The organism is Bradyrhizobium sp. CCGB01 (assembly GCF_024199795.1).
Classification (GTDB): Bacteria; Pseudomonadota; Alphaproteobacteria; order Rhizobiales; family Xanthobacteraceae; genus Bradyrhizobium.
The window spans coordinates 6,783,493-6,809,549 of record NZ_JANADK010000001.1 but is presented as its reverse complement, the minus strand read 5'-3'; the positions used below and the strand labels follow the sequence as shown (position 1 = coordinate 6,809,549).

General features: G+C 64.8%; 23 protein-coding genes. 14 read left to right on the top strand and 9 right to left on the bottom strand.

Annotation, left to right across the window (positions count from 1 at the left end):
* Window positions 1–6 precede the first annotated feature (6 nt).
* Genes NLM25_RS31895 through NLM25_RS31860 form a run of 8 tightly spaced genes read left to right on the top strand, consistent with a single transcriptional unit; the run spans window position 7 to window position 8,383 of the window.
* Window positions 7–867, top strand: a complete 861-nt coding sequence (locus NLM25_RS31895; protein ID WP_254139660.1) for a xanthine dehydrogenase family protein subunit M — start codon at window positions 7–9, stop codon at window positions 865–867.
* Window positions 864–1,388: a (2Fe-2S)-binding protein gene (locus NLM25_RS31890; protein WP_254139659.1), complete on the top strand. Its 525-nt coding sequence runs from the start codon at window positions 864–866 to the stop codon at window positions 1,386–1,388. Before NLM25_RS31895 ends, NLM25_RS31890 begins: the two co-directional genes overlap by 4 nt.
* Complete coding sequence (locus tag NLM25_RS31885; protein ID WP_254139658.1) at window positions 1,385–3,760, top strand: xanthine dehydrogenase family protein molybdopterin-binding subunit; 2,376 nt, start codon at window positions 1,385–1,387, stop codon at window positions 3,758–3,760. The genes NLM25_RS31890 and NLM25_RS31885 overlap by 4 nt, the downstream gene beginning before the upstream one ends.
* A 36-nt stretch (window positions 3,761–3,796) precedes the next feature.
* Window positions 3,797–5,038, top strand: a complete 1,242-nt coding sequence (locus NLM25_RS31880) for an ABC transporter substrate-binding protein (protein WP_254139657.1) — start codon at window positions 3,797–3,799, stop codon at window positions 5,036–5,038.
* 10 nt (window positions 5,039–5,048) lie between these two features.
* The gene (locus NLM25_RS31875) at window positions 5,049–5,924 is read left to right on the top strand and encodes a branched-chain amino acid ABC transporter permease (protein WP_254139656.1); all 876 of its coding nucleotides are present in this window, start codon (window positions 5,049–5,051) and stop codon (window positions 5,922–5,924) included.
* Complete coding sequence (locus NLM25_RS31870; protein ID WP_254139655.1) at window positions 5,921–6,919, top strand: branched-chain amino acid ABC transporter permease; 999 nt, start codon at window positions 5,921–5,923, stop codon at window positions 6,917–6,919. Before NLM25_RS31875 ends, NLM25_RS31870 begins: the two co-directional genes overlap by 4 nt.
* Entirely contained in the window at window positions 6,916–7,671 is a 756-nt protein-coding gene (locus NLM25_RS31865) for an ABC transporter ATP-binding protein (protein ID WP_254139654.1), read from the top strand. Before NLM25_RS31870 ends, NLM25_RS31865 begins: the two co-directional genes overlap by 4 nt.
* Window positions 7,664–8,383 (top strand): ABC transporter ATP-binding protein, encoded by a 720-nt coding sequence (locus NLM25_RS31860; protein ID WP_254139653.1) that lies wholly within the window; start codon window positions 7,664–7,666, stop codon window positions 8,381–8,383. Before NLM25_RS31865 ends, NLM25_RS31860 begins: the two co-directional genes overlap by 8 nt.
* Window position 8,384: 1 nt before the next feature.
* Here NLM25_RS31860 and NLM25_RS31855 read toward each other — a convergent pair whose 3' ends face one another.
* Both NLM25_RS31855 and blaBJP read right to left on the bottom strand, forming a co-directional pair.
* Window positions 8,385–10,394 (bottom strand): bifunctional diguanylate cyclase/phosphodiesterase, encoded by a 2,010-nt coding sequence (locus NLM25_RS31855; protein ID WP_254139652.1) that lies wholly within the window; start codon window positions 10,392–10,394, stop codon window positions 8,385–8,387.
* A 334-nt stretch (window positions 10,395–10,728) separates the two neighbouring features.
* Window positions 10,729–11,613: a BJP family subclass B3 metallo-beta-lactamase gene (gene blaBJP / locus NLM25_RS31850; protein ID WP_254139651.1), complete on the bottom strand. Its 885-nt coding sequence runs from the start codon at window positions 11,611–11,613 to the stop codon at window positions 10,729–10,731.
* A 281-nt stretch (window positions 11,614–11,894) separates the two neighbouring features.
* Between blaBJP and NLM25_RS31845 the strand changes: the two genes are divergently transcribed.
* Window positions 11,895–13,211 carry an esterase family protein gene (locus tag NLM25_RS31845; protein WP_254139650.1) on the top strand — a complete coding sequence of 439 codons (1,317 nt, stop codon included), beginning with the start codon at window positions 11,895–11,897 and terminating at the stop codon, window positions 13,209–13,211.
* Window positions 13,212–13,223: 12 nt separating this feature from the next.
* Here NLM25_RS31845 and NLM25_RS31840 read toward each other — a convergent pair whose 3' ends face one another.
* The 3 genes from NLM25_RS31840 to NLM25_RS31830 form a co-directional block, all read right to left on the bottom strand.
* Complete coding sequence (locus NLM25_RS31840; protein ID WP_254139649.1) at window positions 13,224–13,496, bottom strand: TonB-dependent receptor plug domain-containing protein; 273 nt, start codon at window positions 13,494–13,496, stop codon at window positions 13,224–13,226.
* Window positions 13,497–13,558: 62 nt separating this feature from the next.
* On the bottom strand, window positions 13,559–15,103 hold the full coding sequence (locus NLM25_RS31835; RefSeq protein ID WP_309143623.1) for a hypothetical protein: 1,545 nt from the start codon (window positions 15,101–15,103) through the stop codon (window positions 13,559–13,561).
* A gap of 257 nt (window positions 15,104–15,360) precedes the next feature.
* The gene (locus tag NLM25_RS31830) at window positions 15,361–15,633 is read right to left on the bottom strand and encodes a hypothetical protein (protein ID WP_254139648.1); all 273 of its coding nucleotides are present in this window, start codon (window positions 15,631–15,633) and stop codon (window positions 15,361–15,363) included.
* A gap of 176 nt (window positions 15,634–15,809) precedes the next feature.
* Between NLM25_RS31830 and NLM25_RS31825 the strand changes: the two genes are divergently transcribed.
* Window positions 15,810–16,619 (top strand): substrate-binding domain-containing protein, encoded by an 810-nt coding sequence (locus NLM25_RS31825; protein WP_254121638.1) that lies wholly within the window; start codon window positions 15,810–15,812, stop codon window positions 16,617–16,619.
* On the opposite strand, the gene NLM25_RS31820 is transcribed toward NLM25_RS31825, so the two are convergent.
* Complete coding sequence (locus NLM25_RS31820; protein ID WP_254139647.1) at window positions 16,593–17,291, bottom strand: ABC transporter permease; 699 nt, start codon at window positions 17,289–17,291, stop codon at window positions 16,593–16,595. The genes NLM25_RS31825 and NLM25_RS31820 overlap by 27 nt on opposite strands.
* Window positions 17,292–17,530: 239 nt before the next feature.
* A complete protein-coding gene (pstS, locus tag NLM25_RS31815) occupies window positions 17,531–18,586 on the bottom strand; it encodes a phosphate ABC transporter substrate-binding protein PstS (RefSeq protein WP_254139646.1) in 1,056 nt (351 codons plus the stop codon).
* A gap of 315 nt (window positions 18,587–18,901) precedes the next feature.
* On the opposite strand from pstS, the gene NLM25_RS31810 reads away from it, so the two are divergent.
* The 4 genes from NLM25_RS31810 to NLM25_RS31795 all read left to right on the top strand — a co-directional run bounded on the left by NLM25_RS31810 (window position 18,902) and on the right by NLM25_RS31795 (window position 23,177).
* Complete coding sequence (locus NLM25_RS31810) at window positions 18,902–19,813, top strand: 3-hydroxybutyryl-CoA dehydrogenase (protein WP_375167853.1); 912 nt, start codon at window positions 18,902–18,904, stop codon at window positions 19,811–19,813.
* A 138-nt stretch (window positions 19,814–19,951) separates the two neighbouring features.
* Window positions 19,952–20,416, top strand: coding sequence for a group III truncated hemoglobin (locus tag NLM25_RS31805; protein WP_254139644.1), 465 nt, complete (start codon window positions 19,952–19,954; stop codon window positions 20,414–20,416).
* 263 nt (window positions 20,417–20,679) lie between these two features.
* The gene (locus NLM25_RS31800; RefSeq protein ID WP_254139643.1) at window positions 20,680–21,333 is read left to right on the top strand and encodes a ubiquinol-cytochrome c reductase iron-sulfur subunit; all 654 of its coding nucleotides are present in this window, start codon (window positions 20,680–20,682) and stop codon (window positions 21,331–21,333) included.
* Window positions 21,334–21,452: 119 nt separating this feature from the next.
* The gene (locus tag NLM25_RS31795) at window positions 21,453–23,177 is read left to right on the top strand and encodes a methanol/ethanol family PQQ-dependent dehydrogenase (protein WP_254139642.1); all 1,725 of its coding nucleotides are present in this window, start codon (window positions 21,453–21,455) and stop codon (window positions 23,175–23,177) included.
* Window positions 23,178–23,424: 247 nt separating this feature from the next.
* On the opposite strand, the gene NLM25_RS31790 is transcribed toward NLM25_RS31795, so the two are convergent.
* Window positions 23,425–23,685 carry a hypothetical protein gene (locus NLM25_RS31790; protein WP_254121631.1) on the bottom strand — a complete coding sequence of 87 codons (261 nt, stop codon included), beginning with the start codon at window positions 23,683–23,685 and terminating at the stop codon, window positions 23,425–23,427.
* Between the two features lie 58 nt (window positions 23,686–23,743).
* On the bottom strand, window positions 23,744–26,056 hold the full coding sequence (locus NLM25_RS31785; protein ID WP_254139641.1) for a molybdopterin cofactor-binding domain-containing protein: 2,313 nt from the start codon (window positions 26,054–26,056) through the stop codon (window positions 23,744–23,746).
* Window position 26,057 lies beyond the last annotated feature (1 nt).

Here is a 26,057-nt window from a genome sequence, read left to right as displayed (position 1 = left end):
ACGGCAGTGAAGGCGAGGGCTTTCAGCTATTTTCGGGCGGCTACGATCGACCAGGCGCTGGATGCTCACGCGCGCGCCAGCGATGACGCGCGCTTCATTGCCGGCGGCCAGAGCCTCGTGCCGGCGCTGTCGCTGCGGCTGCAGGCGCCGCGGCTGCTGATCGACATTACTCACATCGCCGAGATGCGCGGCGTCGGGCGCGAAGGCGGTTATCTGCGCATCGGTGCGCTGACGCGGCATTGCGAAATGCTGAGCGAGCCGCTGATCGCCGAGTTCGCGCCACTGCTGCACGCGGCGGCGCCGTTCGTTGCCCATCCCGCGATCCGCAATCGCGGCACCTTCGGCGGCAGTGTCGCGCTCGCCGATCCCGCATCCGAATTTCCGGCGATGACGCTGGCGCTCGATGCCGAGATCGAGATCGCTGGTCCCGCAGGTCATCGGCGTGTCAAGGCTGACGACTTCTTCATCGACCTCTTCGAGACGGCGTTGCAGCCCGGCGAGCTCATCACCGCGATCTACGTTCCGCTGTTCAAGGCCGATCAACGCTTTGCGTTCGATGAACTGGCGCGCCGGCGAGGAGATTATGCGCTGGTCGGTTGCGGGATGCTCGCGACTTTTATCGGCGAACGTATCGACGACATCCGCATCTCCTTCTTCTCGGTCGGCAACACACCGACGCGGGTGAGGAGCGCCGAAGCAACCTTGATCGGCTCGGGCTTGGGCGCGGAACGAATCGCAGCCGCGCAGGCCGCACTCGAGCGTGATCTTGCGCCGCCAGAGAGCGACGAGGTGCCGCCGGCGATGCGGCTGCATCTCGCCCGCGTGTTGCTCGGCCGCCTGCTCGGACGTCTGGGGGAGGGCGCATGAGCGGCTTCGACGAAACGCTTCTCGAAGAGGCCGACGAGATCGTGCGGGTCCGCTTCGTCGTCAACGGCCGCAAGGTCGCCTGCGAGGTCGCGCCGCGGGAGACGCTGGTCGATTGCCTGCGCAACGAGCTCGAACTGACGGGCACGCATGCCGGCTGCGAGATGGGGGCCTGTGGCGCCTGCCTGGTGCAGCTCGACGGCCGCGCCGTGCATTCCTGCCTGATGTTCGCGGTGCAGGCCGATGGCGCGAAGATCGAGACCATCGAAGGGCTCACCGAGAGCGGCGTGCTCGCCGATCTCCAGGCCGAATTCCATCGCCGCAACGCGCTGCAATGCGGCTTCTGCACGCCCGGCATGCTGGTCAATGCGCACGAACTGTTGTCGCTGGTGGCGCAGCCGAGCCGCGAGGAGATTCGCGACGCGCTGTCGGGCAATTACTGCCGCTGCACTGGCTATGAAGCGATCGTTGATGCGATCGACGCCGTGGCGAAAGCGCGCAGCGAAGGCGGAGGCGCGACATGAGTGCGCCGCTGACCTCGCTCGACCGCCCGAATTCCTATATCGGCCGCTCCGTGCCGCGGCCGAACGCGAAGCGCCTGCTGGCCGGGCGAGGGCGTTATGTCAGCGACCTCAGGCTGCCGCGCATGCTCCACGCCGCATTTCTGCGTAGTCCGCATGCGCATGCCAAGATTGTCTCGATCGATACCGAGCAGGCGCGCGCGCTCGAAGGCGTGCACCTCGTCGCCATCGGAGCCGATCTCGCAAAGGTCTGCACGCCCTGGACCGGCACGCTCGACCATTTCAAGGGCATGACCTCGGCGCCGCAATTGCCGCTGCCGCTCGACCGCGTGGTCTGGGCCGGGCAGGCCGTGGTCGCCGTCGTCGCCGAAAGCCGGGCCATCGCGGAAGATGCGCTGGAGCTGATCGAGATCGACTACGAGGATCTTCCCGTCGTCGTCGATATCGACGGCGCGCGCGAGGCCGGCGGTCCCCTCGTCAATCCCGGCAGTGCCAACAACACCTGCTTCCGCAGCCAACTCGATAGCGGCACTGTTGACGACGCCTTTGCGCATGCAGCCCACGTGGTGGAAGAAGAATTCTCTTTCGGCCGCCATACCGCGGTGACGCTGGAGCCGCGCGCCATCGTTGCCGACTACGATCCGTCCGCGGGCATGCTTACCGTGCATCACGCGACGCAAACGCCGTATCAGTTCCAGGACCTCTACTCCCGCCATTATGGCATCCCGGAAGCCCGCGTTCGCGTGATCGCCACCGACATCGGCGGCTCTTTCGGGATGAAGCTGCATGTCTATCACGAGGATATGGCGGTGGTCGGCCTCTCGATCCTGCTCGGCCATCCCGTGAAGTACGTTGCCGACCGCATCGAGTCCTTCGTCTCCGACATTCACGCCCGCGACCATCGGGTGCACGCACGCATGGCGCTGGATGCCAAGGGCGAAATCCTGGCGATGGACGTGCTGGACCTGACCGCGATCGGGGCCTTCTCGACCTATCCGCGCACCAGCGTGGTCGAGGGCAACCAGGTCATCCGCCTGATCGGCGCGCCCTACCGCTTCAAGAACTACCGCGCGACGCTGGAGGTGATCTTCCAGAACAAGGTGCAGACCAGCCAGTATCGCGCCGTCGGTCATCCCATCGCCTGCGCCGTGACGGAGCGGCTGGTCGATATGGCCGCCGCGAAGGTCGGGCTCGATCCCTTCGCCATGCGAGCGAAGAACGTGATCGCCGACGATGCCTACCCGCAGACCTCGCCGACCGGCTATCGCTTCGAGGCGCTGTCGCATCAGGCCTGCCTGAAGCGCCTGCACGAGATGATGGACTATGACCGCTTGCGCGCCGAGCAGGCGGACTTGCGCAAGCGTGGCGTCTATCGTGGTATCGGCATCGCGACCTTTGTCGAGATCACCAATCCCGGCCCCGCCTTCTATGGCGTCGGCGGTGCGCGCATCTCCTCGCAGGACGGCGCGATCCTCAGCCTGACGCCGTCGGGCGAGGTGCGCTGCCTGATCTCGGTGACCGAGCAGGGGCAGGGCACGGAGGCGATCATCAGCCAGATCGTTGCCGATCAGCTCGGCCTCGCGCAGGAGCACGTCAAGGTCATCACCGGGGATACCGAGGTGACACCGCATGGCGGCGCCACCTGGGCCTGCCGCGGCGCCGGCATCGGCGGCGAGACCGCGCTCCAGGCAACCCGCGCGCTCAAGCGCAACATTCTGGAGATCGCCGCGCTCATCCTCCAGGAACAGCCGTCGGCGCTCGACATCGTCGATGGCGAGGTCGTCGACGCAGGCACGCGGAACCAGCGCATGCCAATCTCCGAGATTGCACGCATCGCCTATTTCCGCTCCGACACGCTGCCGCCCGGCACGCAGGCGCAGCTTACCGTCAGCCATCACTTCGCACCGCAAGGTTATCCGTTCGCCTTCACCAACGGCATCCAGGGCTGCTCACTGGAGGTCGATGTCGAGACCGGCTTCATCAAAGTGCTGAAGCATTTCATCGTCGAGGATTGCGGCCGCGTCATCAATCCCATGCTGGTGGACGAGCAGCTCCGCGGCGGCATCGTGCAGGGGCTCGGCGCGGCGCTGTTCGAGGAATGCCGCTACAGCGAGACCGGCCAGCTCGTGAACGGCTCGCTCGCCGACTATCTCGTGCCGATGCCGATGGAGATGCCCGACATCGTCATCGGCCACGTCGAGACCCCGACCGCCGACACCGAGCTCGGTGCCAAGGGGGTTGGCGAGGCCGGCACCGCCGCCGCCTCCGCCTGCGTCCTCAACGCCGTCAACGATGCGCTCGCCCCGTTCGATGTGACGATCAATTCGATCCCGATCACGCCCGCAAAAATCCTGAAAGCCCTGAAACGTTTCTAGAAAAAAGACCCCTGAAAAAGACAGTTGGAGGAAATCATGCGCAAATCCGGTTCGATCCCGAAAATATCCCGCCGCACCGCGCTCGCCGGCCTGTCGGCAAGCGCGGCGCTGCTCGCCATGCCCCGGCTCGGCCGCGCCGCGGACGAGACGATCCGTATCGGCTTTCCGACCCCGCTCACCGGCCCGTTCGCCGCGGAAGCGCGCGATCAGGTCAAGTGCGCCGAACTCGCCGTCAAGCTCGTCAACGACAAGGGCGGCATCGGTGGCCGCAAGGTCGAGCTGCTGGTGCGTGACGACAAGCTCAATGCCGGCGAGGCCGCGACCCGCACGCTCGAGCTGATCGAGAAGGACAAGGTCCACGCCGTGGTGGGCGCGCTCTCCAGCGCGGTGCAGCTCGCAGTCAACGAAGTCACCCGCGCCCGCGGCGTGATCTACGTCTCGATCAGCCAGTCCGACACCATCAACGAGGCCAAGGACTTCAGCAAATACACTTTTCATGAGGCACTGAACCCGCACATGACCACCGCTGCCGTTGCGCGGCAGACCCTGAAGAAAGGCACGAAGGTCGCTCATCTGGTCGCCGACTACGCCTACGGCCATGAGATGCTGCGCGGCTTCAAGCGCGCGCAAGCGGCGATCGGCGCGGACAATGTCGGCGAGATCCTGCATCCGTTCGGCGCCGCCGACTATTCCACCTTCATGCCGCGCCTGATGTCGATGCGACCGGACGTGCTCTGCATCTCCAATTTCGGCCGCGACCAGGCCAACGCGATCAAGCAGGCCGTTGATTTCGGCGTCAAGCAGCAGATGAAGATCGTCGTGCCGGTGATCCTGCACAACCAGCGGCTCGCGGTCGGCCCCGACGTGTTCGAGGGCGTGGTCGGCGGCGCCAATTACTATTGGGGCCTGGAGACTCAGAGCAAGTCGGCAGCCAGCTTCAACGCGGCGTTCAAGGCCGCCAATGGCGGTGCGATCCCGACAGATTACGGCGCCTATGGCTATTCCGGCGTCGGATCGCTGCTTGCAGCCATGCAGGCTGCCGGAGGCACCGACACCGACAAGGTCGTCGATGCCCTGGAGAAGCTGCAATACGATTTAACCAAGGGTCCGCAGCACTACCGCAAATGCGACCACCAGTCGGTGCAGTCGGTGCTGGTGCTGGAATCCAAGAAGAAGTCCGCCATGGCGAACGACAACGATCTGTTCGCCATTCTCGCCAACGACACGGGTTCCGACGACATGCTGCGCAGTTGCAGCGAGCTCGGCCACGCCACCTAAGACATAGACGATGGACCTGTCGCTGATCATCATGCAGCTTCTCTCCGGGATCGCCCTTGGGGCGGTCCTGGTGATCACTGCGCTTGGACTGACGATCGTGTTCGGCATGCTCGGGGTGGTCAATTTCGCGCACGGCGCGCTGTTCATGATCGGAGCCTATGCGGGGCTGTATCTGGCGTCGCTCACCGGAAGCTTCTGGTGGGGACTGCTGCTTGCTCCCGTTTTGATCGGTGCTTTTGGCATGCTGATCGAGTTCGTCCTGATCCGCCGGCTCTATGGACGTTCGATCGACGATCCGCTGCTGCTCACCTTTGGTCTCAGCTACATCCTGGTCGAAGGTGTGCGCATCGTGTTCGGCAGCGACGGTATTCCGTTTCCGACCCCGTCGCAGCTGATCGGCGTGCTCGATCTCGGCATCGGCTTCTTCCCGCGCTATCGCTTGTTCGTCATCGCGCTGGTGGCGGTGGTGCTGCTGGTGCTCTGGCTGACGCTGGAGAAGACCCGCATCGGCCTCATCGTGCGCGCGGGCGCCCGTGATCCCACCATCATGCAGGTACTTGGCGTTGACATCTCACGGGTCTGGCTTGCGATCTTCGGGCTCGGTGTCGGGCTCGCTGCGCTGGGCGGCGTGCTCGCCGGACCCATGCGCAGCGTCAATCCAGAGATGGGCTCGCTGGTGCTGGCCGAAGCCTTCGTCGTGACCGTGATCGGCGGCCTTGGATCGATCGTCGGGGCGGTCGTCGCCGGGCTCATGGTCGGCATCTCCATCAGCCTTGTGGCGCTGTTCGCGCCTGAAATGGCGACCATCGTGATGTTCGCGTTGATGGCGATCGTGCTGCTGATCCGCCCGCAAGGCCTGTTCGGCGTCAGAGGGAGGACCGCGTGACGTCACCATCAAGCGGCGAAGCGGTCGCCAAACCCCCATCCGGCGGGCTCGGCTGGCTTCTCGAGCAGCGCGTGCTGCTGTCGATCGCGGTGCTGGCGGTGCTGCCCTGGCTGCTGCCGTCGCAGGCGCTGGCGGTTAACGTCCTGATCTACGGCGTCGTGGTGATGGGGTACAATCTGCTGTTCGGCTACACCGGGCTGCTGTCGTTTGGCCAGGCGGCGTTCTTCGGCGCCGGCGCCTACTTCACCGGCATTGCGATCGGCCGCTACGGTGTGCCCTGGTTCGCGGCGGTGCCGGTTGCGGTCCTCCTCAGCACCTGCCTTGCCGCCGCGATCGGAATCGTCTCGACGCGAACCCGCGGCATCTATTTCTCGATGGTAACGCTCGCGCTGGCCCAGCTCGTCTATTACGTCGCGCTCCAGGCTTCCTCGTTCACCGGCGGCGAGAACGGCCTGCGCGGCTTCACCGTCGACCGCATCAGCCTGTTCGGTTTCCCGGTCAATTTCCTCGACCCCGTCAACAAATACTACGTGCTGATGGCCTTCGCGGCGCTGACCATGTGGTTCCAGTCGCGAATCCTGAACTCACCGTTCGGCGCCGTCATCGAGGCCATTCGCGAGAACGAGCAGCGGGCGCGGGCCTGCGGCTACGACGTCGAGCGCAGCAAGCTGATCGTGTTCATGCTGTCCGGTGCGATCTCCTCGCTCGGTGGCTGCATGCTGGCGCTGCACCTGTCGATCGTGCCGCTCGACATCCTGCATTACCAAACCTCCGGCATGATCGTGATGATGGTGCTGCTCGGCGGCACCCGCAGCTTCTTCGGGCCCTTCGTCGGCGCGGCGAGCTTCCTGATCCTGGAGGACGTCATCTCGCTCTGGACGCCGCATTGGCAGATCTTCGTCGGCGCGATCTTCGTCCTGTTCGTGCTGTTCCTGCCCAAGGGCATCTGGGGCACGCTGCTCGACGCCCTCGGCATCGGAAAGGCGCGGCCATGAGCAGCGAGCTGCTTCGCGCCGAGGGGATCGGCAAGCATTTTGGCGGCTTCGTCGCGCTCGAAGGCATCACCGTGTCCTTTGCGGCGGGACAGCTCACCTCGATCATCGGGCCGAACGGCGCCGGCAAGAGCACCTTCTTCAACATTCTCTCCGGCGCGCTGACGCCGACGTCGGGCAAGCTTCACTTCAAGGGACGCGAGCTCAACGGCCTGCCGCAGCACCGCTTCGTGCATCAGGGCATCTCGCGCTCCTACCAGATCACGAACATCTTTCCGGACCTGTCCGTGCACGAGAACGTCCGCGTGGCGGCTCAGGCGCTGACCGTGAGCTACGACATCTGGCGCAACCGCGCGCGGCTGTCTGAGCTGAACGCGCGTGCTGACGCGGCGCTCGACGCCGTCGGGCTGCTCGCCAAGCGCAGCGAACTGGCAAAATTCCTGTCACATGGCCAGCAGCGCGCGCTGGAGATCGCGATCGCGCTGGTCTCGGAGCCGGAATTGCTGCTGCTCGACGAGCCGACCGCCGGCATGGGGCCGGAAGAGACCAAGGACATGGTCGGGCTTCTCGAACGTCTTTCCGACAAGCGCACCGTGCTCCTCGTCGAGCACAAGATGAAGATGGTGCTGGGCCTGTCCAAGCGTGTCGTCGTGCTGCACCACGGCCGCCTGCTCGCCGACGGCGCGCCCGACGAGATCAGGAGCAATCCGGAAGTCCGCCGGGTCTACCTTGGACAGAGTGAAGGCTATGGCTGAGACCGCGCTGCTGGAAATTGAGGATCTCAATGCCTGGTATGGCGCGAGCCATATCCTCCACGGCATTTCCCTGCACGTGAATCCCGGCGAGGTGGTGGCTCTCGTCGGCCGCAACGGCGCCGGCAAGACCACAACCTTGCGGGCGATGATGGGATTGATGCCGAAGGCGACCGGCCGCGTGCGCTTTGCCGGCAAAGAGCTCTTGCCGCTGCGCGCGCATCAGCGTTTTCACCTCGGCCTCGCTTACGTGCCTGAGGAGCGCCGCATCGTTCCCGGGCTCTCCGTTCGCGAGAATCTGCGGCTCGGTCTCGTCGCGGCTGGCAGCGACATCGATGAGCGTGTTGCGATCGACGAGATCGCCGAAACCTTTCCGCGCCTGAAGGAACGGCTTGACCAGGAGGGTGTGACGCTCTCCGGCGGCGAGCAGCAGATGCTGGCGATTGCGCGGGCCCTGATCGCGCGGCCCAGGATGATCCTGCTCGACGAGCCCTCGGAAGGCATCATGCCGGTCCTGGTCGAGGAGATGGGCGTGTTGTTCCGCCGCCTGCGTGACGAGGGCAAGACGCTGCTGCTGGTCGAGCAGAACGTCGAATGGGCCCTACGCCTCGCCGATCGCGCCGTGATCATCGACCAGGGCGAGGTGGTGCATCAAAGCAGCGCTGCGGCATTGCTGGCGGACAAGGACATCCAGGAGCGCTACTGCGCGGTGTAACTCAGGCCACGACCTTGGCCGCGGCGTCGCCGAGGCGCCGGCGTTCCATTGCGAGATAGTCGTCGATCGCATCGGCCGGCATCGGCTTTGCGAAGTAGTAGCCCTGGATGAAGTCGCATCCGAGGCGGCGCAGGCTGTCGAGCTGGGCGCGGGTTTCGACGCCCTCGACGACGCAGGCGATCTCCATGTCGTCGCACAGGCCGGCGAGAGACTTGATGATCTTGTGGCTCACCGGATTTTCGTTGATGTCGGCGACGAAGCTGCGATCGATCTTGATCTTGTCGAGCGGCAACCGGTGCACATGGCTCAGCGAGGAATAACCGGTGCCGAAATCGTCCAGCGAAATGCCGCAGCCCATGGCCTTCAGCGTCGCGATCGATTGCTGCGCGCGTACGAAGTCGAAAGTGACGGCGGTCTCGGTGATCTCGAAGTCGATCCGGTGCGGTGGCAATCCGCTCTTCTCGATGATCGAGATCAGCGGCAAAATGCCCTCGGCTGCGCAGACATCGTGCGCGGAGAGGTTGAACGACAGGCGGATGTGGTCGGGCCAGGTCCTTGCCGTCGCGAGCGCGCGGACCAGCAGCGCCTGCGTCAGCGGCCGGATCAGCCCGATGCGCTCGGCAGCCGGAATGAAGTCGGCCGGTGAGACCAGGCCGAGGCGGGAGCTGCGCCAGCGCGCCAGGACCTCGAAGCCGGCGGTGTGTTCGCTCATCGCGTCCACGATCGGTTGGAAGACGAGGTCCATCTCGGTGCCGAAATCGGCGGTGCGCAGCAAATTCTCGATGACGCCGCGGCTGCGGATCTCGGCCTCGAGCTCGCTCGAGAAGATCACGGTGCGGCCGCGCAGATGGCGCTTGGCGTGATAGAGCGAATAGTCCGCGCATTCATAGAGCACTTCCGACGTCGTCGCGGAGTTCGGGAACAGCGCGAAGCCGATCGAGCACGACAGCCCGGTATGGGCGGTATCGAGCTGGTAGGGCAGCTTGACCTGTTCGCCGATGCGTTCGCCGAGCCGCGCCAGATCCGTGTCGTCGGGATCGCCGCATACGACCAGACCGAATTCGTCGCCGCCGAGCCGGGCAAATTCCACGCGCTGCGGGCCAAAGCCCTCGCAGACTTCGCGGATGCGGCGTCCGGCTTCGATCAGGACGCGATCGCCGACCGAGTGGCCGTAATTGTCGTTGATCGGCTTGAAGCCGTCGAGGTCGATGATCCCCACCGCGACACGGACGCCCCTACGCTCGGCGTCAGTGAAGGCGCTCGACAGCTCGGCGAAGAAGCGGCGGCGGTTCGGCAGCTCGGTAAGGGAATCGAGATTGGCGAGGCGGAAGTTCTCGTCCGAGAGCGCCTGCGTCGCCGCCTGCTGCGCCAGCAGTGATTTACGGCTGGAGACGAGGTCGGCAAAGTCACGGTAGTAGATGAACAGCACCGTCACCATTGCGCCGGAGACGAGAAGGTTGTTGACCGCGATCGCCTTCAGCGTCGGTTCGCCCGTGGTGAAGAAGAACAGCACGTAGGGCACGTCGACGACCAGCGTCACGATCAGTGCCGCAGAGCGCAGATGCATCAGCGAGAAGATGCAGCCGATCACGGTTACGGCCATGTAGAAGGCGACCTGGCTCTTGGCGAAGGGATCGCCGTAGGGGTAGAGCGCGAAAGACCACGCCGTGAAGCCGGCGCCGATTGGCAATGTCATCCAGTTGGTGGCGCGCAGATTGCGCAGGATATCGGCATCGCTGCGCACGAGATGCCGCTGGCGCAGCCACCAGAAGGTGCGAAGCGCGGCGAGCACGGTCAGCACGCTCGGCACGATCATCGTCAGCCAGTCCGGCGCCACGTTCACATAGGTGTAGGCAACGGCGATCGTGTTGCTCATGAGGATGAAGTAGAGCAGTGGGATCTGCTTGGAGAACGCGTCGAACTGCGCGCGCGTCAGGTCCGGGTTGTCGGCCGGCACGCGAAAGAGCCGCATCGCGGCGGCGAGGTGAGACTTCAAATTAGCGACAGGCATTGCAATACGCGCCCCGGATCCCTGCAAAACGGCGGCGATGTTGCACAGCGGGGGTAAAGGTCGCGTTAGGTTGGGTGTGTGTGACAGACCAGCGCAGGTTGCACGCTGCCGCGGCAATTTCCGATCGCGTGCGCTGGTGAACCTCCGTTAAGGATACTCCACCGCCGAGGCGTTCGTCTCGAGGGCTCGAGCCGCCTCCCGGAATGACCGCAGCTACGATCTGCTAACCATGCACGTCGGCCACGACAGCGGCGCTGCGTATCGCCGCGGGGGCAGCCACCGCATGCGATTCGCCTCTCCTGGCGGGAGGAGAGGTGAGGAGAGCAAGCGGCCGCTATTTCTTCTCCAGCGCTGCCGTCTGCTTGACGAGCTGCTTGTCGAAATCCTCCGACAGGCTCGCTGCGTAGGTTGCGAGCTCGCCCGGCTTGACGAACGGGTTCGGTGCGCCGTCCTTCATCTCGGCACGCTTGGCCTGCATGCCATAGACTTCGGGGTGTGGCCCGAGCAGCACGTCGATCTTCATCGACTTCACTTTGGCATAGGTCGCGCGGTAATCGTCCACGATGCCGGCATAGGTTGGCTGGCCCACCAGCCGGTTCAGCGCCACTGTGCCGCTACAGAAGAACAGCACCTCGCGGTCCTGACCACCGTCCCTGACGGTCATCTCCCAGCTCGTGCAGCCCGGCGAGTGGCCGGGCGTTGCGTGCGCCGTCAGGGTGGTGTCGCCGAGCGTGACCTTGTCGCCTTCCTTCACCGTGCGGTCGACCTTCACCGCGGGGAAGGCGAGGTCCTCGTTCTTTTCGTCGCCCGGATAGTAGCCGCCTTCGAGCAGCGGCTTGTCGCGCTCGCCGGCGATGAGCTGCGCGCCGGTCTCCTTCTTGATCTCGGCGAAGCCGCCGGTGTGATCGAGATGCGCATGCGAGTTGAGGATGATCTTGATGTCGGCGACCTTGAGGCCGAGCTTCGCGATGTGGTCCTTGATCATGCCGGTCGACTGGGGCATCGCGGTGTCCATCAGGATCAGGCCCTGCGATGTCTTGATGACATAAACGGCGATGCCTTCGGTCCCGACATAATAGATGTTGCCGATGAGCTGGAACGGCTCGAACGGCGCCGTCCATTTCTGCATGACGGTTGCCAGGAAATCCTTGATGGTCTGAGCCTGTGCGGCTGTTCCGAACAGCATCAGCGCACACAGCGCGGCCGCGAGCTTTCTCATCGTCTGCCTCCCGAATTGTTCTTGAGAATTGTTCTTGTCGTTCTGATCGGACGTGACTGTCGTACGGCTCGACCGCCACGCAAGTTACGTGGCGCAAGTGGCGGCAGCAACCGCCTCACGTCCTCAAATATGTCGTGGCATGCGCGGGGTGCCGGTGCCCGTCCGGTTTGAGCATGGCGGCCATTGCTGCAACGCGGCCCACTGCATTTGACCGCGTGCACGCGGCCCGCCATACTTTGCCTCAAGTCGAGCCAGAAGACTCGTCAGCAGCGGGAGCTGAAATGACCAATTCAATCTCCGTCCTCGCGGGGACCCTGATTTCCGTCGTCTCCTTTACCTCGATCGCCTTCTCGCAGCCGGCCTGCGTCACCCAGAACATGGCTGTGCCGCCCAGAGCCAACACCACCGACAAGGCTGCACCGTTCTTCATCGATACGACGGGTCTCGACTTCAAGACGGCGCCGCCGACGCGGGATCCCGCGAACCCCAACTATCCGCGCGCGACCGAACTGCCCGATGGAACGCTGCCGCCGCCCGGTGCCGAGGGCAATTTCATCATCGGTCCCACCCACAATCCGGCGCCGGAAACGATTGCGAAGGAAGGCGTACCGCGCGGCACGATGAAGTCCTTCACGCTGACGTCGAAGGAGAGCACGATCTACAATCCCGGGCTGATCCGCGACGATGTTGCCGGCTGCACCAATTCCTCGATCATGACGACCGTCACGGCGGCCGACGACAAGTCGCACATGATCGTCAGCACCAGCCATCCCGGAATCTGGTCGCGCACGATCGACGTCTACGTGCCGGCGCAATATGTGCGCGGCAGCGAGGCGCCGTTCATCGTGATTGGCGACGGCGGCTCCAACGCCTACAAGGATCTTGCCACCACGCTCGACAATCTGATCGCGCAGCGTCGCGTGCCGCCAATGATCGCGATCCAGATCGGCAATGGCGGCCAGGATGCGCAGGGCAGCCAGCGCATCCGCGAATATGACGCGGTGTCAGGCGTCTACGCGCAGTTCGTCGAGCGCGAGGTGCTGCCGCGGGTCGAGACGAACGCCGATGTCAAGCTGACCAGAAATCCCGACGGGCGCGCGACCATGGGGCTGAGCTCGAGCGGCGCTGCGGCCTTCACCATGGCGTGGTTCTATCCCGATCTCTATCACCGCGTGCTGGCGTTCTCGCCGACCATGGTCAACCAGCAATGGCCGCACGATCCGTCGCTGCGTGGCGGCGCCTGGGAGTATCACAGCGCGTGGACGGGGCCGGCCGGTCCGAACCTCATCTCCAAGGCCGGCGTGCTCACGCCGGCCGAGCCGCCCGGCGTGCCGCTGATCACCGCCGCGCCGGCGAAGCCGATCCGCTTCTGGTTCTTCGGCGGCGACCAGGACCTGTTCTATCCGAACCCCACCATTCCCGACGGCATGCACGACTGGACCCTGTCGAACGCGCTGATGGCGAAGGTGCTGGCGGAGAAGGGCTATCACTACCAGTTCCTGTTCGTGCGCAACGCCAAGCACGTCGATCGTCCGACGATCGCACAAACGCTGCCGGCGGCGCTGGAGTGGGTCTGGAAGGGCTATCCGATCCCCTGAGCGCGAAGTAACCTAGCGCCCGATCGTCACGCCGGCGGTCGAGCGCATGGCGTCCCGGAGGCTTGTCGCCTTCATGTCGTCGAGGACCTGACGCGTCAGCACGGTGGTCTGGCCGGGCGTGTTCAGGATGGTCTCGCCGCGCGAGGAGGAGAGCCGGTCGGCCTTGTAGGGCGCGGCCGGATCGGTGGCGGGCGTATGGCGCGGCCGTTTGCCGGACGCCGCAAAGGCCCCTTGCGAGATGCAGAGGGCAGCGATCACGATCAGCCGCAATGATTTTGCGCGCATGCGACCTCCCATATCCAAGCGTCAGCCTAGCATATGGCGGGTATGGTCGCAGAGGAAAAGGGTCAGGCGAGGGCGGCCTGGCGTTCCCGCACCGGCTCGCGGGCCCGATCCGGGCTACGCGGCTCGGCGAGCCGGGTGAAGCTGCGCTGGCCTGCCGACTCGGGCGCCTCGACGATGACGCCCTCGCAGACGATCTGCCCGCCCAGCATCCTGAATTCGAGCTTGTCGTAGCGGGGCATGGTCTCGCCAGGCGCGGGCGGCAGCAGTTCGACACGGCCCTGGATGTTCAGCGTGGCATCGCCGGTGCCGTGAAGCCGCGGATTCCACATCCTGATCCCGGTCTCCGTCCAGCGCTGCCGGATCAGCGTGGCGCGATCGACGGGTTCCACGACCTTTGCGCGCGTCTTCGGCGCGCTGGGGATCACCGGAGCGGGAGACTCGAGGACCGGCTCCGGCGCGACATTCGTAATGACGCTCGGTATCTCGGCGGAAGAATCCTCCACGGGGATCGCTGCGACCGGGGCGGGATCGCTGGCCGGGACTGGCTCGATCTCCATTGTGACGCCGGGGGACGGAGCGCAGTCGATGCTGCCCTCATGGGCTTCAACCGTAGAGACGTCGCTGGCGGCAAGCGTGACACACGAGTCCTCCGCGACGGCGGGCTCGACATCCACGACAACGTCAGGGGAGGAATCGTCGTCGACGACAAGAAGGGCATCAATCGCAGCGCTTTCGACTTCGACAGACGAGACCGGCGCCTCCTCCGTGATGACGCTCGGTGTGTCGGCAGAAGAACCTTCCGCGGGGATCGCTGCGACCGGGGCAGGATCGCTGGCCGGAGCTGGCTCGATCTCCATTGTGACGTCGGGGGACGGAGCGCAGTCGATGCTGCCCTCATGGGCTTCAATCGCGGAGACGTCGCTGCCGGCAAGCGTGACACACGAGTCCTCCGCGACGGCGGGCTCGTCATCCACCACAACGTCAGGGGAGGGATCGTCGTCGACGACGAGAAGGAGGGCATCAATCGCAGCGCTCTCGATCTCGACGGACGAGACCGGTGTCTCCTCCGCGATGACGAGGTCAACGCCCGTCGCGAGTTCCGCGGGCGGATCGTTGCTGATGAGTTCGGCGGCATCGACCGGCTCGCTCTCGACCTCGACCGGCGAGGCTGCAACTTCTTCCACGACGATCGGCTCGACCTCTGTCGGCCTCTCCCGGGATGAATCGTCGCTGACGCTGATATCAGTTGGCGCCGCCGACGGGCTTTCCGCGACGACGGAGATAGCGGTCTCTTCCTCGGCGACAGGCTTCACGGCCGTGACGCCGTCATTGCAGTGCGACGGAGCGGCGCTGATGCCGCTGTCGAGAGCCGGAGCGGCTTCTGTGATGTCGGCGACGATGGCAGACGAGTCGTCTGCGGCCTGCGGGGCATCGATGATGCTACCGCTGTGCGGCGAGGGCCGAAGTCGGGTGAACGCCCATTCCACCGCAGGAATGCGGCGCAGCAACGATATCAGTCTCGAAAGCACTGGGAGTTGTCCAAGAGGTCCTCGGCGTGAGGCAATCGCTGATTCGCCAGCAATATAAAAAACTGCCCCGTCCGTCACATCGCTGTCAATGTAGGTGGGACCAATTGCAGAACATCCGCGCGCCCACCGCTCGCCGGTGGTGGTCGAGAAGCCGCAATCGTCATGAGCTGCGGCAAAGGCTTCTCGACCTCAACGTTCGGACGTCACGGGCGACCGCAAGCCTTGGATCGCCTCGGAAATCGAGTGGATGAAAGAGCCGGACCCGCGGGGCTACCGCAGGGTCCTTGCTGAAGAGGGGACGACCGTCCCTCTCGAAACTTCCGGACGATGCCGGCCTACTTCCCGGAGCCCGCGCCGCCGCCGGCCTGGCTGCCCATGTTGTTGGTGTTGCTGCCGCCTGCGCTCGGAGGCTGCGTGCCCTTGCTGCTGCCGGCCTCGTTCTGCATGTTCGACGACTTGCCCGTGGTCATGCCCTTGGTCGCCGGACCTCGCGACGATTGACCGACCTCGCCTTGGCCGGAAGCGCCCGGGGCGGGTTGTGTCTGTGCGAAAGCGCTACCGGTCGCCAGCGCCATGACGCAGGCGGATGCCAGGATGATCTTCTTCATCACGTTCTCCTTCCAGTTCAGCTTCGTGACAACCTGCCTGCGGAGACGGCGTTCCTATGCGGTGTCACGGCCGTAACCGCGTCGCAACAAGGTGTGCTGCGTCGATCGTGGGGGTTCCCCGCGCCTTTCGCCCGAGGTATTTTGGAACACACGGCATTTGAAATGAGGGCCACGCAATGAAGAAGCTTGCCGCCATCGCAGCGATTCTGGTCTGGTCGACGTGCGCCTACGCGCAGGATCGCACTATCACCGTGGCCTCGACGACGTCGACGGAACAGTCGGGCCTGTTCGGTTACCTGCTGCCGCTATTCTCGAAGGCGGAGGGGATCGACGTGAAGGTCGTTGCCGTCGGCACCGGCCAGGCCCTCGACATCGGGCGACGGGGCGATGCCGATGTGGTCTTCGTTCATGACCGGCCGGCCGAGGACAAGTTCATGTCCGAGGGGCAGGGCGTCAAGCGCTTCGACGTGATGTACAACGACTTCGTCATCGTCGGTCCCAAAGGCGATCCGGCGAAGATCGCCGGCGGCAAGGACGTCGCGGACGCGCTGCGCAAGATCGCGGCGGCTAAGGCGCCGTTCATCTCGCGCGGTGACAAGTCCGGCACACATGCGGCGGAGCTGAGATTGTGGAAGGATGCGGGGGTCGATATCGGTGCCGGCAAGGACAGCTGGTATCGCGAGATCGGCCAGGGCATGGGTCCGGCGCTGAACATGGCCTCGTCCTCGAATGCCTATTTGCTGTCCGACCGCGGCACCTGGCTGTCATTCAAGAATCGCGGCGAGCTTGCTGTCCTGACCGAGGGCGATAAGCGCCTGTTCAACCAGTACGGCGTCATGCTGGTGAATCCGGCGACGCATGCGAACGTGAAGGCGAAGGACGGACAGGCCTTCATCGACTGGCTGGTCTCACCGAAGGGGCAGGATGCGATCGCCGGCTACAAGGTCGGCGGCGAGCAGCTATTTTTCCCCAACGCGTCCCACTAGCAGGAAGGCAATGGTCGACACCGCGACGCTGAGTGCGAGCAGGATCAGTCCGAGTCCGAGCGCCAGCGGCAGGTCGCCCTTGCTGGTTTCCAGTGCGATGGCCGTCGTCATCGTGCGCGTGAAGCCGCGGATGTTGCCGCCGACGATGATGATGGCGCCGACCTCGGCGATCGCGCGCCCGAACGCCGCGAGAAACGCCGTCAGCAGCGAGGTTCGGCCGAGCGCGAACAGCAAGCCGATGCTGCGCAACGTCGACAGCCCGTCGATGCGTGCGAGGTCGCCGTACTCCGCCCACAACAAGCTCGCCGGCCGATGCACCAGCGCGACCACGATCGGCGTCGCGAGCAGCGTCTGCGCGATCATCATGGCCGTCGGCGTGAACAACAGACCGGCCGCGCCGAGCGGACCGGACCGCGACAGCAGAAGATAGAGCGCAAGCCCGACCACGACTGGCGGAAGGCCGAGTAGTGCGTTGGTCAACACGATGACGACCTGCCGCCCGCGGAATCGGGTGATCGCGAGCAGGGCGCCGAAGGGTGCACCGATCAGCAGCGCGACGATGCTGGCGGTCAGGCTGACGCGCACCGACAGGACGACGATGCCGAGCAGCTCGGCATCGGCCTCGCCGATCAGCGTGAACGCGGCGCCGATGGACCGTGCGAACTCGTTCATCCGTGCCTGAACGGCGTCGCCAGCCAGAATGCCTTGGGTGCGTCGATTTCGGGACTGCGGAGGCGTTTCACGTAAAATTCCCTGCAAGTATCGTCGTGCAAAGCAGCGGCGCGGTCGCGTTCCGCAGGCACTGCGTGGCTAGGCCTGCCGCCGGGATGAGCTTTCCGACGGCAGGCCAGTCACAGAATACTCACGAGGAGCGGTTTGGAAACCGAATTCAGCCGGGTCCGCCGTCGGTCTCAGCGCTTGACGTTGGCCGATGCCGAGACCGTGGAGGTTGCCCCGACGCTCTGCTGCCAGTAGCCCTCGATCTGGTCGACCAGGGCGGGTGGCAACGGCACGTAGTTGAGCGTCTCGGCCTGCGGCTTTCCGTTTTCCAGCGACCAGCGGACGAAGTCGATGGCCGCAGCCGACCGTTCCGGGGATTTCGGCGCCTTCGGCATCAGCACGAACGTCGTGGCGGTGATCGGGTAGGCGTCCTCGCCGGGGGCATTGGTGAGCACCAGATGGAAGTCCTTCTCCGCCTTCCAGTCCGCGCTCGAGGCCGCCGCCTGGAACGATGCGGCGTCAGGGACGACGAAATTGCCGGCGCTGTTCTGCACGATGCCGAAGGAAATCCGGTCGAGTCGTTGCAGCGCGTAAGTGTATTCGAGATAGCCGATCGAGCCGGGAACGAGGCTGACGAGGGAGGCGACGCCGTCATTACCCTTGCCACCGAGGCCAAGCGGCCACTCGACCGAGGTGCCTTCGCCCACGCTGGTCTTCCACTGCGGGCTGACCTTCGAGAGGTAGTTCGACCAGTTGAACGTCGTCCCCGACCCGTCGATGCGATGAACCACCGTGATCGGCGCGTTCGGCAATTTCACGTCGGGGTTGACCGCGCGAATGGCCGGATCGTTCCAGGATTTCAGCTTGCCGAGATAGATGTCGGCGAGTATCGGCCCGGTAAAGCGAATCTGGCCGGGCCTGATGCCGTCGATGTTGACCACCGGTACGACGCCGCCGATCACGATCGGGAATTGCATCATGCCGAGCCTGTCGAGCTCTTTGGGATCAAGTGGCATGTCGCTTGCGCCGAAGTCGACGGCCTCCTTCTTGATCAGGCCGACGCCGATGCTCGACCCGACTGCCTGATAGCTGACAACGTTTCCGGTCTTGACCTTGTATGCGTCGATCCATTTCGCCATCACGGGCGAAACGAAGGTTGAGCCGGCTCCCTTGATCTCGGCTGCCAGGCTCTGTGTGGCGGCGAGCAGGGCGGTGAAAATGATTGGTAGTGCAATCTGTTTTTTCATATGTGCGACGCTAACGGCTGGGGCACGAAGCCCATGTGGTCCATGTCACAATGGCCTCGCGTAGCATTCGGCTGGCCATTGCGCCTCGATTACACCCCGCTGGCGGGCGCTGCATCGTCCGATCGAGGGAGATCATGCGTTGCGCCGCTCTTCCGCCGGCGAGGCGCCGGGCAGGCGCAAATTCGGCGAAAACCGGCTGCCAGGCCGCCAGATCATGCCGTTTCGCGCCCGAATGGCGGCTTTATTCCGGCTTCGGATGCTTTAAGGAAGGGGCAGGATCAGGTCGCACCAGCCCGGCGGTGGTGCTAGACCCTGATGCAGGAACAATGGGGCCGGGCCGCCAGGCACGCCCGCAAGGATGAAGGATTTGAGGCAATGATCAACACCGTTGGCATCATCGGGGCAGGGACCATGGGGAACGGCATCGCGCAGATCTGCGCGGCTGCCGGGCTTTCGGTGGTGATGGTCGACATTTCCGATGCGGCGGTGAACCGCGGGCTGTCGACCGTTGGCGGCAGCCTCGAGCGCCTGGTCAAGAAGGAGAAGATGTCGGCGGCCGATCGCGACGCCACGCTCAAGCGCATCACCGGCACGACCGATCGCGCGAAGCTCGCCGATTGCGACCTCGTCATCGAGGCCGCGACCGAGAACGAGGAGCTCAAGGTCAAGATCCTGAAGGACCTCTGTGCCACGCTGTCGCCGCGCACGCTGCTCGCGACCAACACGTCGTCGATCTCGATCACGAAGCTCGCCGCCGCGACCGACCGGCCCGACCGCTTCATCGGCATGCACTTCTTCAACCCGGTGCCGGTGATGGCGCTGCTGGAGCTCATCCGCGGCCTGCAGACCTCCGACGACACTCATGCCAAGGCACTCGATTTCGCCCAGCGCGTCGGCAAGGTAGCGATCACCGCCAAGAACAGCCCGGGCTTTGCCGTCAACCGCATCCTGTGCCCGATGATCAACGAGGCGATCTTCGCGCTGCAGGAAGGCATCGCAACCGCCGAGGAGATCGACGCCGGCATGAAGCTCGGCTGCAACCATCCGATCGGGCCGCTGGCGCTGGCCGATCTGGTCGGCCTCGACACTATGCTTTCCGTGATGGAGGTCTTCTACAAAGGCTTCAACGATCCCAAATATCGGCCAGCGCCGCTGCTCAAAGAGATGGTCGATGCCGGTCATCTCGGCCGCAAGACCGGGCAGGGCTTTTACACCTATAGCGCCTGATCATGGCGCCGGCGGTGGACGCTTGGCGTCCGCCGCCCGATCCCCGCAATTTGCGCTGCGACAAAGACGCCGCGCGCGAATGGCCCGACAATGTCGAACGGGCGGCCCGCGGGAACAACGGAACGGATAGCAAAGGACATGTCGGATCGACTGAAGGCCGAGCGCGAGGCGGCGGCCGCGCGGCGGAACCTGCTGACCCAGGACGCCATCGAGCGCACCGGGATCACAGAGGAGATGATCGGGGAACTCGTCACCCGCTTCTACGGACGCGTGCGCGAGGATGCGCTGCTGGGGCCGGTCTTTGCGATCGTGCAGAATTGGGACGAGCATCTCGCCAAGCTCAGGGATTTCTGGTCGTCAGTCGTGCTGATGAGCGGCCGCTATCACGGTTCGCCGATGCGGGCCCATATGCCACTCAGTCTGGTGGGCGATCATTTCGACCGCTGGCTCGATCTGTTCGAACAGACCGCACGCGAGGTCTGCCCGCCACCGGCGGCGGCGCTCTTCATCGACAAGGCACGCCGCATCGCCGACAGTTTCGAGATGGCATCGGCGACCATCGCCGGCCGCATCGCTGCGCCGCGTCACGTGCTCCGGTCCTGACGACGATCGGGCTGCCTGCAAAACGTGCAGTTGTATCGCTTTCAGGTTGCGCTGCGGGCCAATAGCGCGCTGCACCAATTCCAACATCATCGGTCTGATCTGCAAAATCATCATGCGGATCGCGCGATGTGACGTTGCAATTGCCAATATGCGCGGGAATACACGCATTCGCGTTCAATCAACGCGAGCAAAGACATATTGATGCACTGCGGCGCCAATTCTCCGCCTTGTTTTCGGCAGAGTTCCAGCGCCTGCTAACGTGCATGTCGCGCGCATCGTTCAACAGCACTACCTCATCATCCGAGAGCACTGCGGAACCAGAAGTCGACGAGGGCATGGAGCAGACGCGGCGAACGCTGCTGCTTGGTGCGCTCGCCACTACGGCTTGCCTTGGTTGCTCAGCACAGGCGCGCGCGGGTGAGGATCCGCCGGGCTCCGACGAACGTCCGCAGAAGGGTGATCTTCTCGTCTTCTCCGAGGGCGACCAGGAAGGGAAGCTGATCACCGCGGCGGATCTTGCGGCCGGTGGACCGCCCGTTCATGCTTGGCCGAAGGATCCCAAGACATCAGTGGTGCGCAGCGCCTCCCGGCTCAACGAGATCCTGATCATCCGGCTCGATCCCGCCGAGCTCGACGAGAAAACGCGCGAGCGCGCCGTCGACGGCATCCTCGCCTATTCGGCGATCTGCACGCATGCCGGCTGTCCCGTCACCGCCTGGGTCAAGAGCGATGTCGGCGAGAAGGACGTGTTCAAGTGCATGTGCCACAATTCCGAATACGATCCCCGCGCGGGCGCGCAGGTCGTATTCGGGCCGGCGCCGCGGCGGCTCGCCGCGCTGCCGCTCGCACTCGCCGACGGTTCGCTCAGCGTCGGCGGCAACTTCATTGGAAAGGTAGGTGGCGTGCAGCCAGGATGATGGACGGTGCGGGTTATGCCTGCGTCACGAGAGGCCGCATCCGCCGAGGGGCGGACGACGGGACAAGCGACAAGAATTCAAATCAAGAATTCAAACGGATGAAAAAGGGGAATACGTCCATGACCAGGAAGCAATGGTTACTGTCCGGCTTCGTCGCCTTTACGTGTCTTGCCTCGACCGCCGCCAGCGCCGGCCCGATCGAGAATTATTCTCCGGTCACCGCGCAACGGTTGGAAAATCCGGAACCGAGCAACTGGATGCTCTATCGGCGCACCTATGACGGGCAGGGCTATAGCCCGCTCGACCAGATCAACACCTCGAACGTGAAGAACCTCACGCCGGTCTGGACCTTTGCCACCGGCGTGGTCGAAGGCCACGAGGCGCCGCCGATCGTCAACAACGGCGTGATGTTCGTAGCGACCCCGATGGGACAGGTGATCGCGCTGAACGCGAAGACTGGCGACGAGTACTGGCGCTACAAGCGGCAGCTCCCCGACGATCTGTTCCAGTTGCATCCGACCAGCCGCGGTGTCGGCCTCTGGGAGGACAAGCTCTATCTTGCCACCACTGACGACCATGTCGTGGCACTCGACGCCAAGACCGGCAAGGTGGTGTGGGACACCAAGGTGCAGGATTACAAGAAGGGCCAGTACATGACCCTGATGCCGCTGGTCGTCGACGGCAAGGTCATCGTCGGCGGCTCCGGCGGCGAGTTCGGCGTGCGCGGCTATGTCGCTGCGTTCGATGCCAAGGACGGCAAGGAGCTGTGGCGGACCTACACCATTCCAGGCGAGGGCGAGCCCGGTCACGATACCTGGCAGGGCGATGACTGGAAGAACGGCGGCGGCTCGGCCTGGATGACCGGCAATTACGACAAGGACACCAAGACGATCTATTGGGGCGTCGGCAACGCCGCGCCGTGGCCCGGTGAGATGCACCCCGGCGACAATCTCTACACCTCGTCGGTGCTCGCGCTCGATCCCAGCAACGGCAAGATTAAGACCTATCACCAGTATCACCAGAACGATTCCTGGGACTGGGACGAGGTCGAAGCGCCGATCCTGGTCGATCTGCAACGCGACGGCCGCAACATCAAGAGCTTGATCCATCCGGGCCGCGACGCGATCTTCTGGGTGCTCGAGCGCACACCGACCAAGATCAATTACGTCGCCGGCTGGCCGTTCGTCTCGACCGACGTCTGGAAGGGCATCGACGAGACCGGCAAGCCGATCGTCGATCCTGCCCATAAGCCGGTTGTCGGCAAGCGCGTCGAGTTCTGCCCGTCGCTGTGGGGCGGCAAGGACTGGCCGTCTGCGGCCTACAGCGAGCGGACCAAGCTCGTCTACGTGCCCGCCAACGAGAATTTCTGCGGCGGCTTCACCGGCGAGAAGCTTCCGCTCAAGCCGGGCGAGCTCTGGCTTGGCACCAAGCCGGAAGACATCGGCCTGAAGACCAAGCCCGGCGCGGATCATTTCGGCGAGCTCCAGGCCTGGGATCCGGTCACCGGCAAGAAGGTGTGGCAGCACAACTTCCCGAAGTCGCAGCTGTTCGGCTCGGTGACGGCGACCGCAGGCGACCTCGTCTTTGTCGGCGGCACCAACGACCGCAACTTCCGCGCCTTCAACGCCAAGACCGGCGAACTGTTGTGGGAGCAGAAGACCAACTCCGGCATCATGGGCATGCCGTCGTCCTATGAGATCGATGGCACGCAATACATCGCGATCCAGTCCGGATGGGGCGTCGACGCGCAGCGCATCCAGGATGCGCTCGTGACCAACAATATCGGCATTGAGTCCAATGTGCCGCAGGGCGGCGTCATCTGGGTGTTCGCGCTGAAGAAATAAGCTCCGCGGGCGGATCGAAGGAAGCGGAGCGGTGAGGGGGCAAATGCGGCGGACGGCAACGTCCGCCGCATTTTGCGTGCGCTGCCCTTTTCCCCTTGTGGAAGCAGGTGGCGCGAAGCGCCGGATCAGAGGTCTCTATCCGCGGAGACAGACCCCTCACCCAAGTGAGGTCGTAGCAGCCAACGTCGCTGCCCTCTCCCACGAGGGGAGAGGGCACATCGATGCGCTTCGGCGGTGTGCCGAATTACTACTTCCCCTGCCGGTCCACCTTGTCCTTCTCCTTCTGGTTCATTTCCTGAACCTTCGGATCGGTGTTGCTCTGCCCGGTGGTCTGGGTGGTCGAGGCGGGCGGAGCGGCAGCGTTGGGGAGCGAGTTCTGGTCCGGCGCGGCGGGGCGCGTCGCGGTGGTCGGGGGCGTCGTGTTGCTTTGTGCGTGGACGCTCACGGCGGTCAAAGAAAAGGCGCCCGACAGCAACGAGACTGCGAGCGCCTTTGAGATGTTGATCATCGATCTGCTCCTGTCAGATCGATGGAAACGGCGCGAGGCCGTCTTATGTTCCCGCTTCCTACGCCTCCAATTGCTTGCCGAGCGGAAGGTTGCGGATGCGCTTTCCGGTCGCCGCGAAGATCGCGTTCATCAGCGCGGGCGCGAACGGCGGAACACCGGGCTCGCCGACGCCGCTCGGCGGCGTGTCGGGTCCGGGCGGGACGATGTAGACGTTGGTGACAAGAGGAGATTCATCCATCCTGAGAACCTGGAAGTCGTCGAAGTTCTTCTGCTCCACCTTGCCGTCCTTGAAGGTGACCGCGCCGTATTTGGCGACGCTCAGCCCCATGATCGCCGCGCCCTCGATCTGCGAGGCGATGCGTTCGGGGTTGACATAGGTGCCGCAGTCGATCGCGGTGTCGACCCGCGGCACCGTCAGCTTGCCCTTCTCGTCGACAGCCACCTCGACGATGGTCGCGATGTAGCTGACGAAGCTGCGGTGCACGGCGATGCCGAGACCGTGGCCCTTCGGCACCTGGCGGCCCCATTCGCCCTTCTCGGCAACCAGCTCGACCACCTTGCGCAGGCGCGCGGTGTCGATCGGGTAGCTGTCGAAGGGCTCGCCGTAGTTCCACATGTCCTTCACCGCGGGCTTGACGATCCGCGGGCTGCCGATCAGGGCGAGCAGCGTCTCCTTCTGGTCGCGCCCGGTCGCATGCGCGATCTCGCCGACCATCGACTGCACCGCGAAGGCCCGCGGGATGTTGGAGACCGAACGGAACCAGCCGATGCGGGTGAACGCCGCGGCTTCCGGGTTCTCGCAGGAGATGTTGGCGATCTCGAACGGCATGTCGACGAGGCCCATGCCGAGCTCGAAGGGGGCCTGGTTCTTTGCCCCCGCGGCGAAGGTCGAGGCGATGGTCGGCGCCACGCTGCGATGGCGCCAGGCGATCACCTTGCCACTCTTGTCGAGGCCTGCCTCGATCCGCTCGACCGAGACGGTGTGCAGGAAGTCGTGACGGACGTCGTCCTCGCGCGTCCATTGCACCTTCACCGGCGCGCCGAGCTCCTTCGACAGCAGCGCCGCCTCGAGCGCAAAGTCGCATTTCGACTTGCGCCCGAAGCCGCCGCCGAGCAGCGTGACGTTGACGGTGACGTTGCCCTCGGGAATTCCGAGCGTCTTGGCGACGTCCTCGCGGGTGCCGCCGGGGCTCTGCACCGGTGCCCAGATCTCCGCCTTGTCACCCTTGACGTCGGCGACCGCCACCGGCGGCTCCATGCTGACATGGGCAAGGTGCGGCAGATAGTATTCGCCGACCACGACCTTATCGGCGCCCTTCAGGGCAGCGTCTGCGTCGCCCTCCTGGCGGACGACGAGGCCCGGCTTGCGCGAGGCTTCCTCGAGCTCCTTGCGATAGGCGACGGAGTCGTATTTGCCGTTGGCGCCGTCGTCCCAGGTCAGCTTCAGCGCGTCGCGGCCCTTGATCGCCGCGCCGGTATTGCGCGCGATCACCGCGACGCCGCCGAGCGGCTGGAATTTCGACGGCCACGGCCAGCCGCGCACCTGCATCACCTTCTCGACGCCGGGGACCTTCAGCGCCGCTTCGGGATCGAACGAGACCAGCTTGCCGCCCGTCACCGGCGGGCGCGCGATCACGGCATACTTCATTCCGGGCAAACGCACGTCGGCGCCGTAACGCGCCTTGCCGGTGGTGATGTCGTGGAGGTCAACGATGCCGACCTTGCCCTTGCCGAGATAACGGAAGTCCTTGGGGTCCTTCAGCTTGAGGCCTTCGATGCTCGGCACCGATTCCTTGGCTGCGTCCGCAGCGAGCTCGCCGAAGCCGAGCTTGCGGCTGGTCGCGCTGTGGACGACCTCGTGGTTGACGGCCTTGACCTCGGTCGCTGGCACGCCCCAGCGCTTCGCCGCGGCCTGCTCCAGCATGGTGCGGGCGGAGGCGCCGATCTGGCGCATCGGGATCAGATAATGCCGCGTGCTGCGGGAGCCGTCGGTGTCCTGGTTGCCGAACTTCACCTCGTCGCCGTGGGCCTGCTCCACCTTGACCCTCGACCAGTCGGCCTCCATCTCCTCGGCCACGATCAGGGGCAGGCTGGTGCGCACGCCGGTGCCCATTTCGGCGCGATGGGCGAGGATGGTGACGGTGCCGTCCGGCGCGACCGCGACGAAGACGCGCGGATCGACCACGACGCCGTGCGGCATCTTGCCGGCGCCAGTCTCATAGGCGAAGGCCTGGCGCGACATCACGGGGGCGGCGAGCACGAAGCCGCCGGTGACGCCGAGCCCCTTCAGGATACTGCGGCGCGAGACCTTCTCGACCCGAATGGTCTTCTCGAAGCTGTGAAGCTTCCTGGGGTTGTCGATGAAATTCATG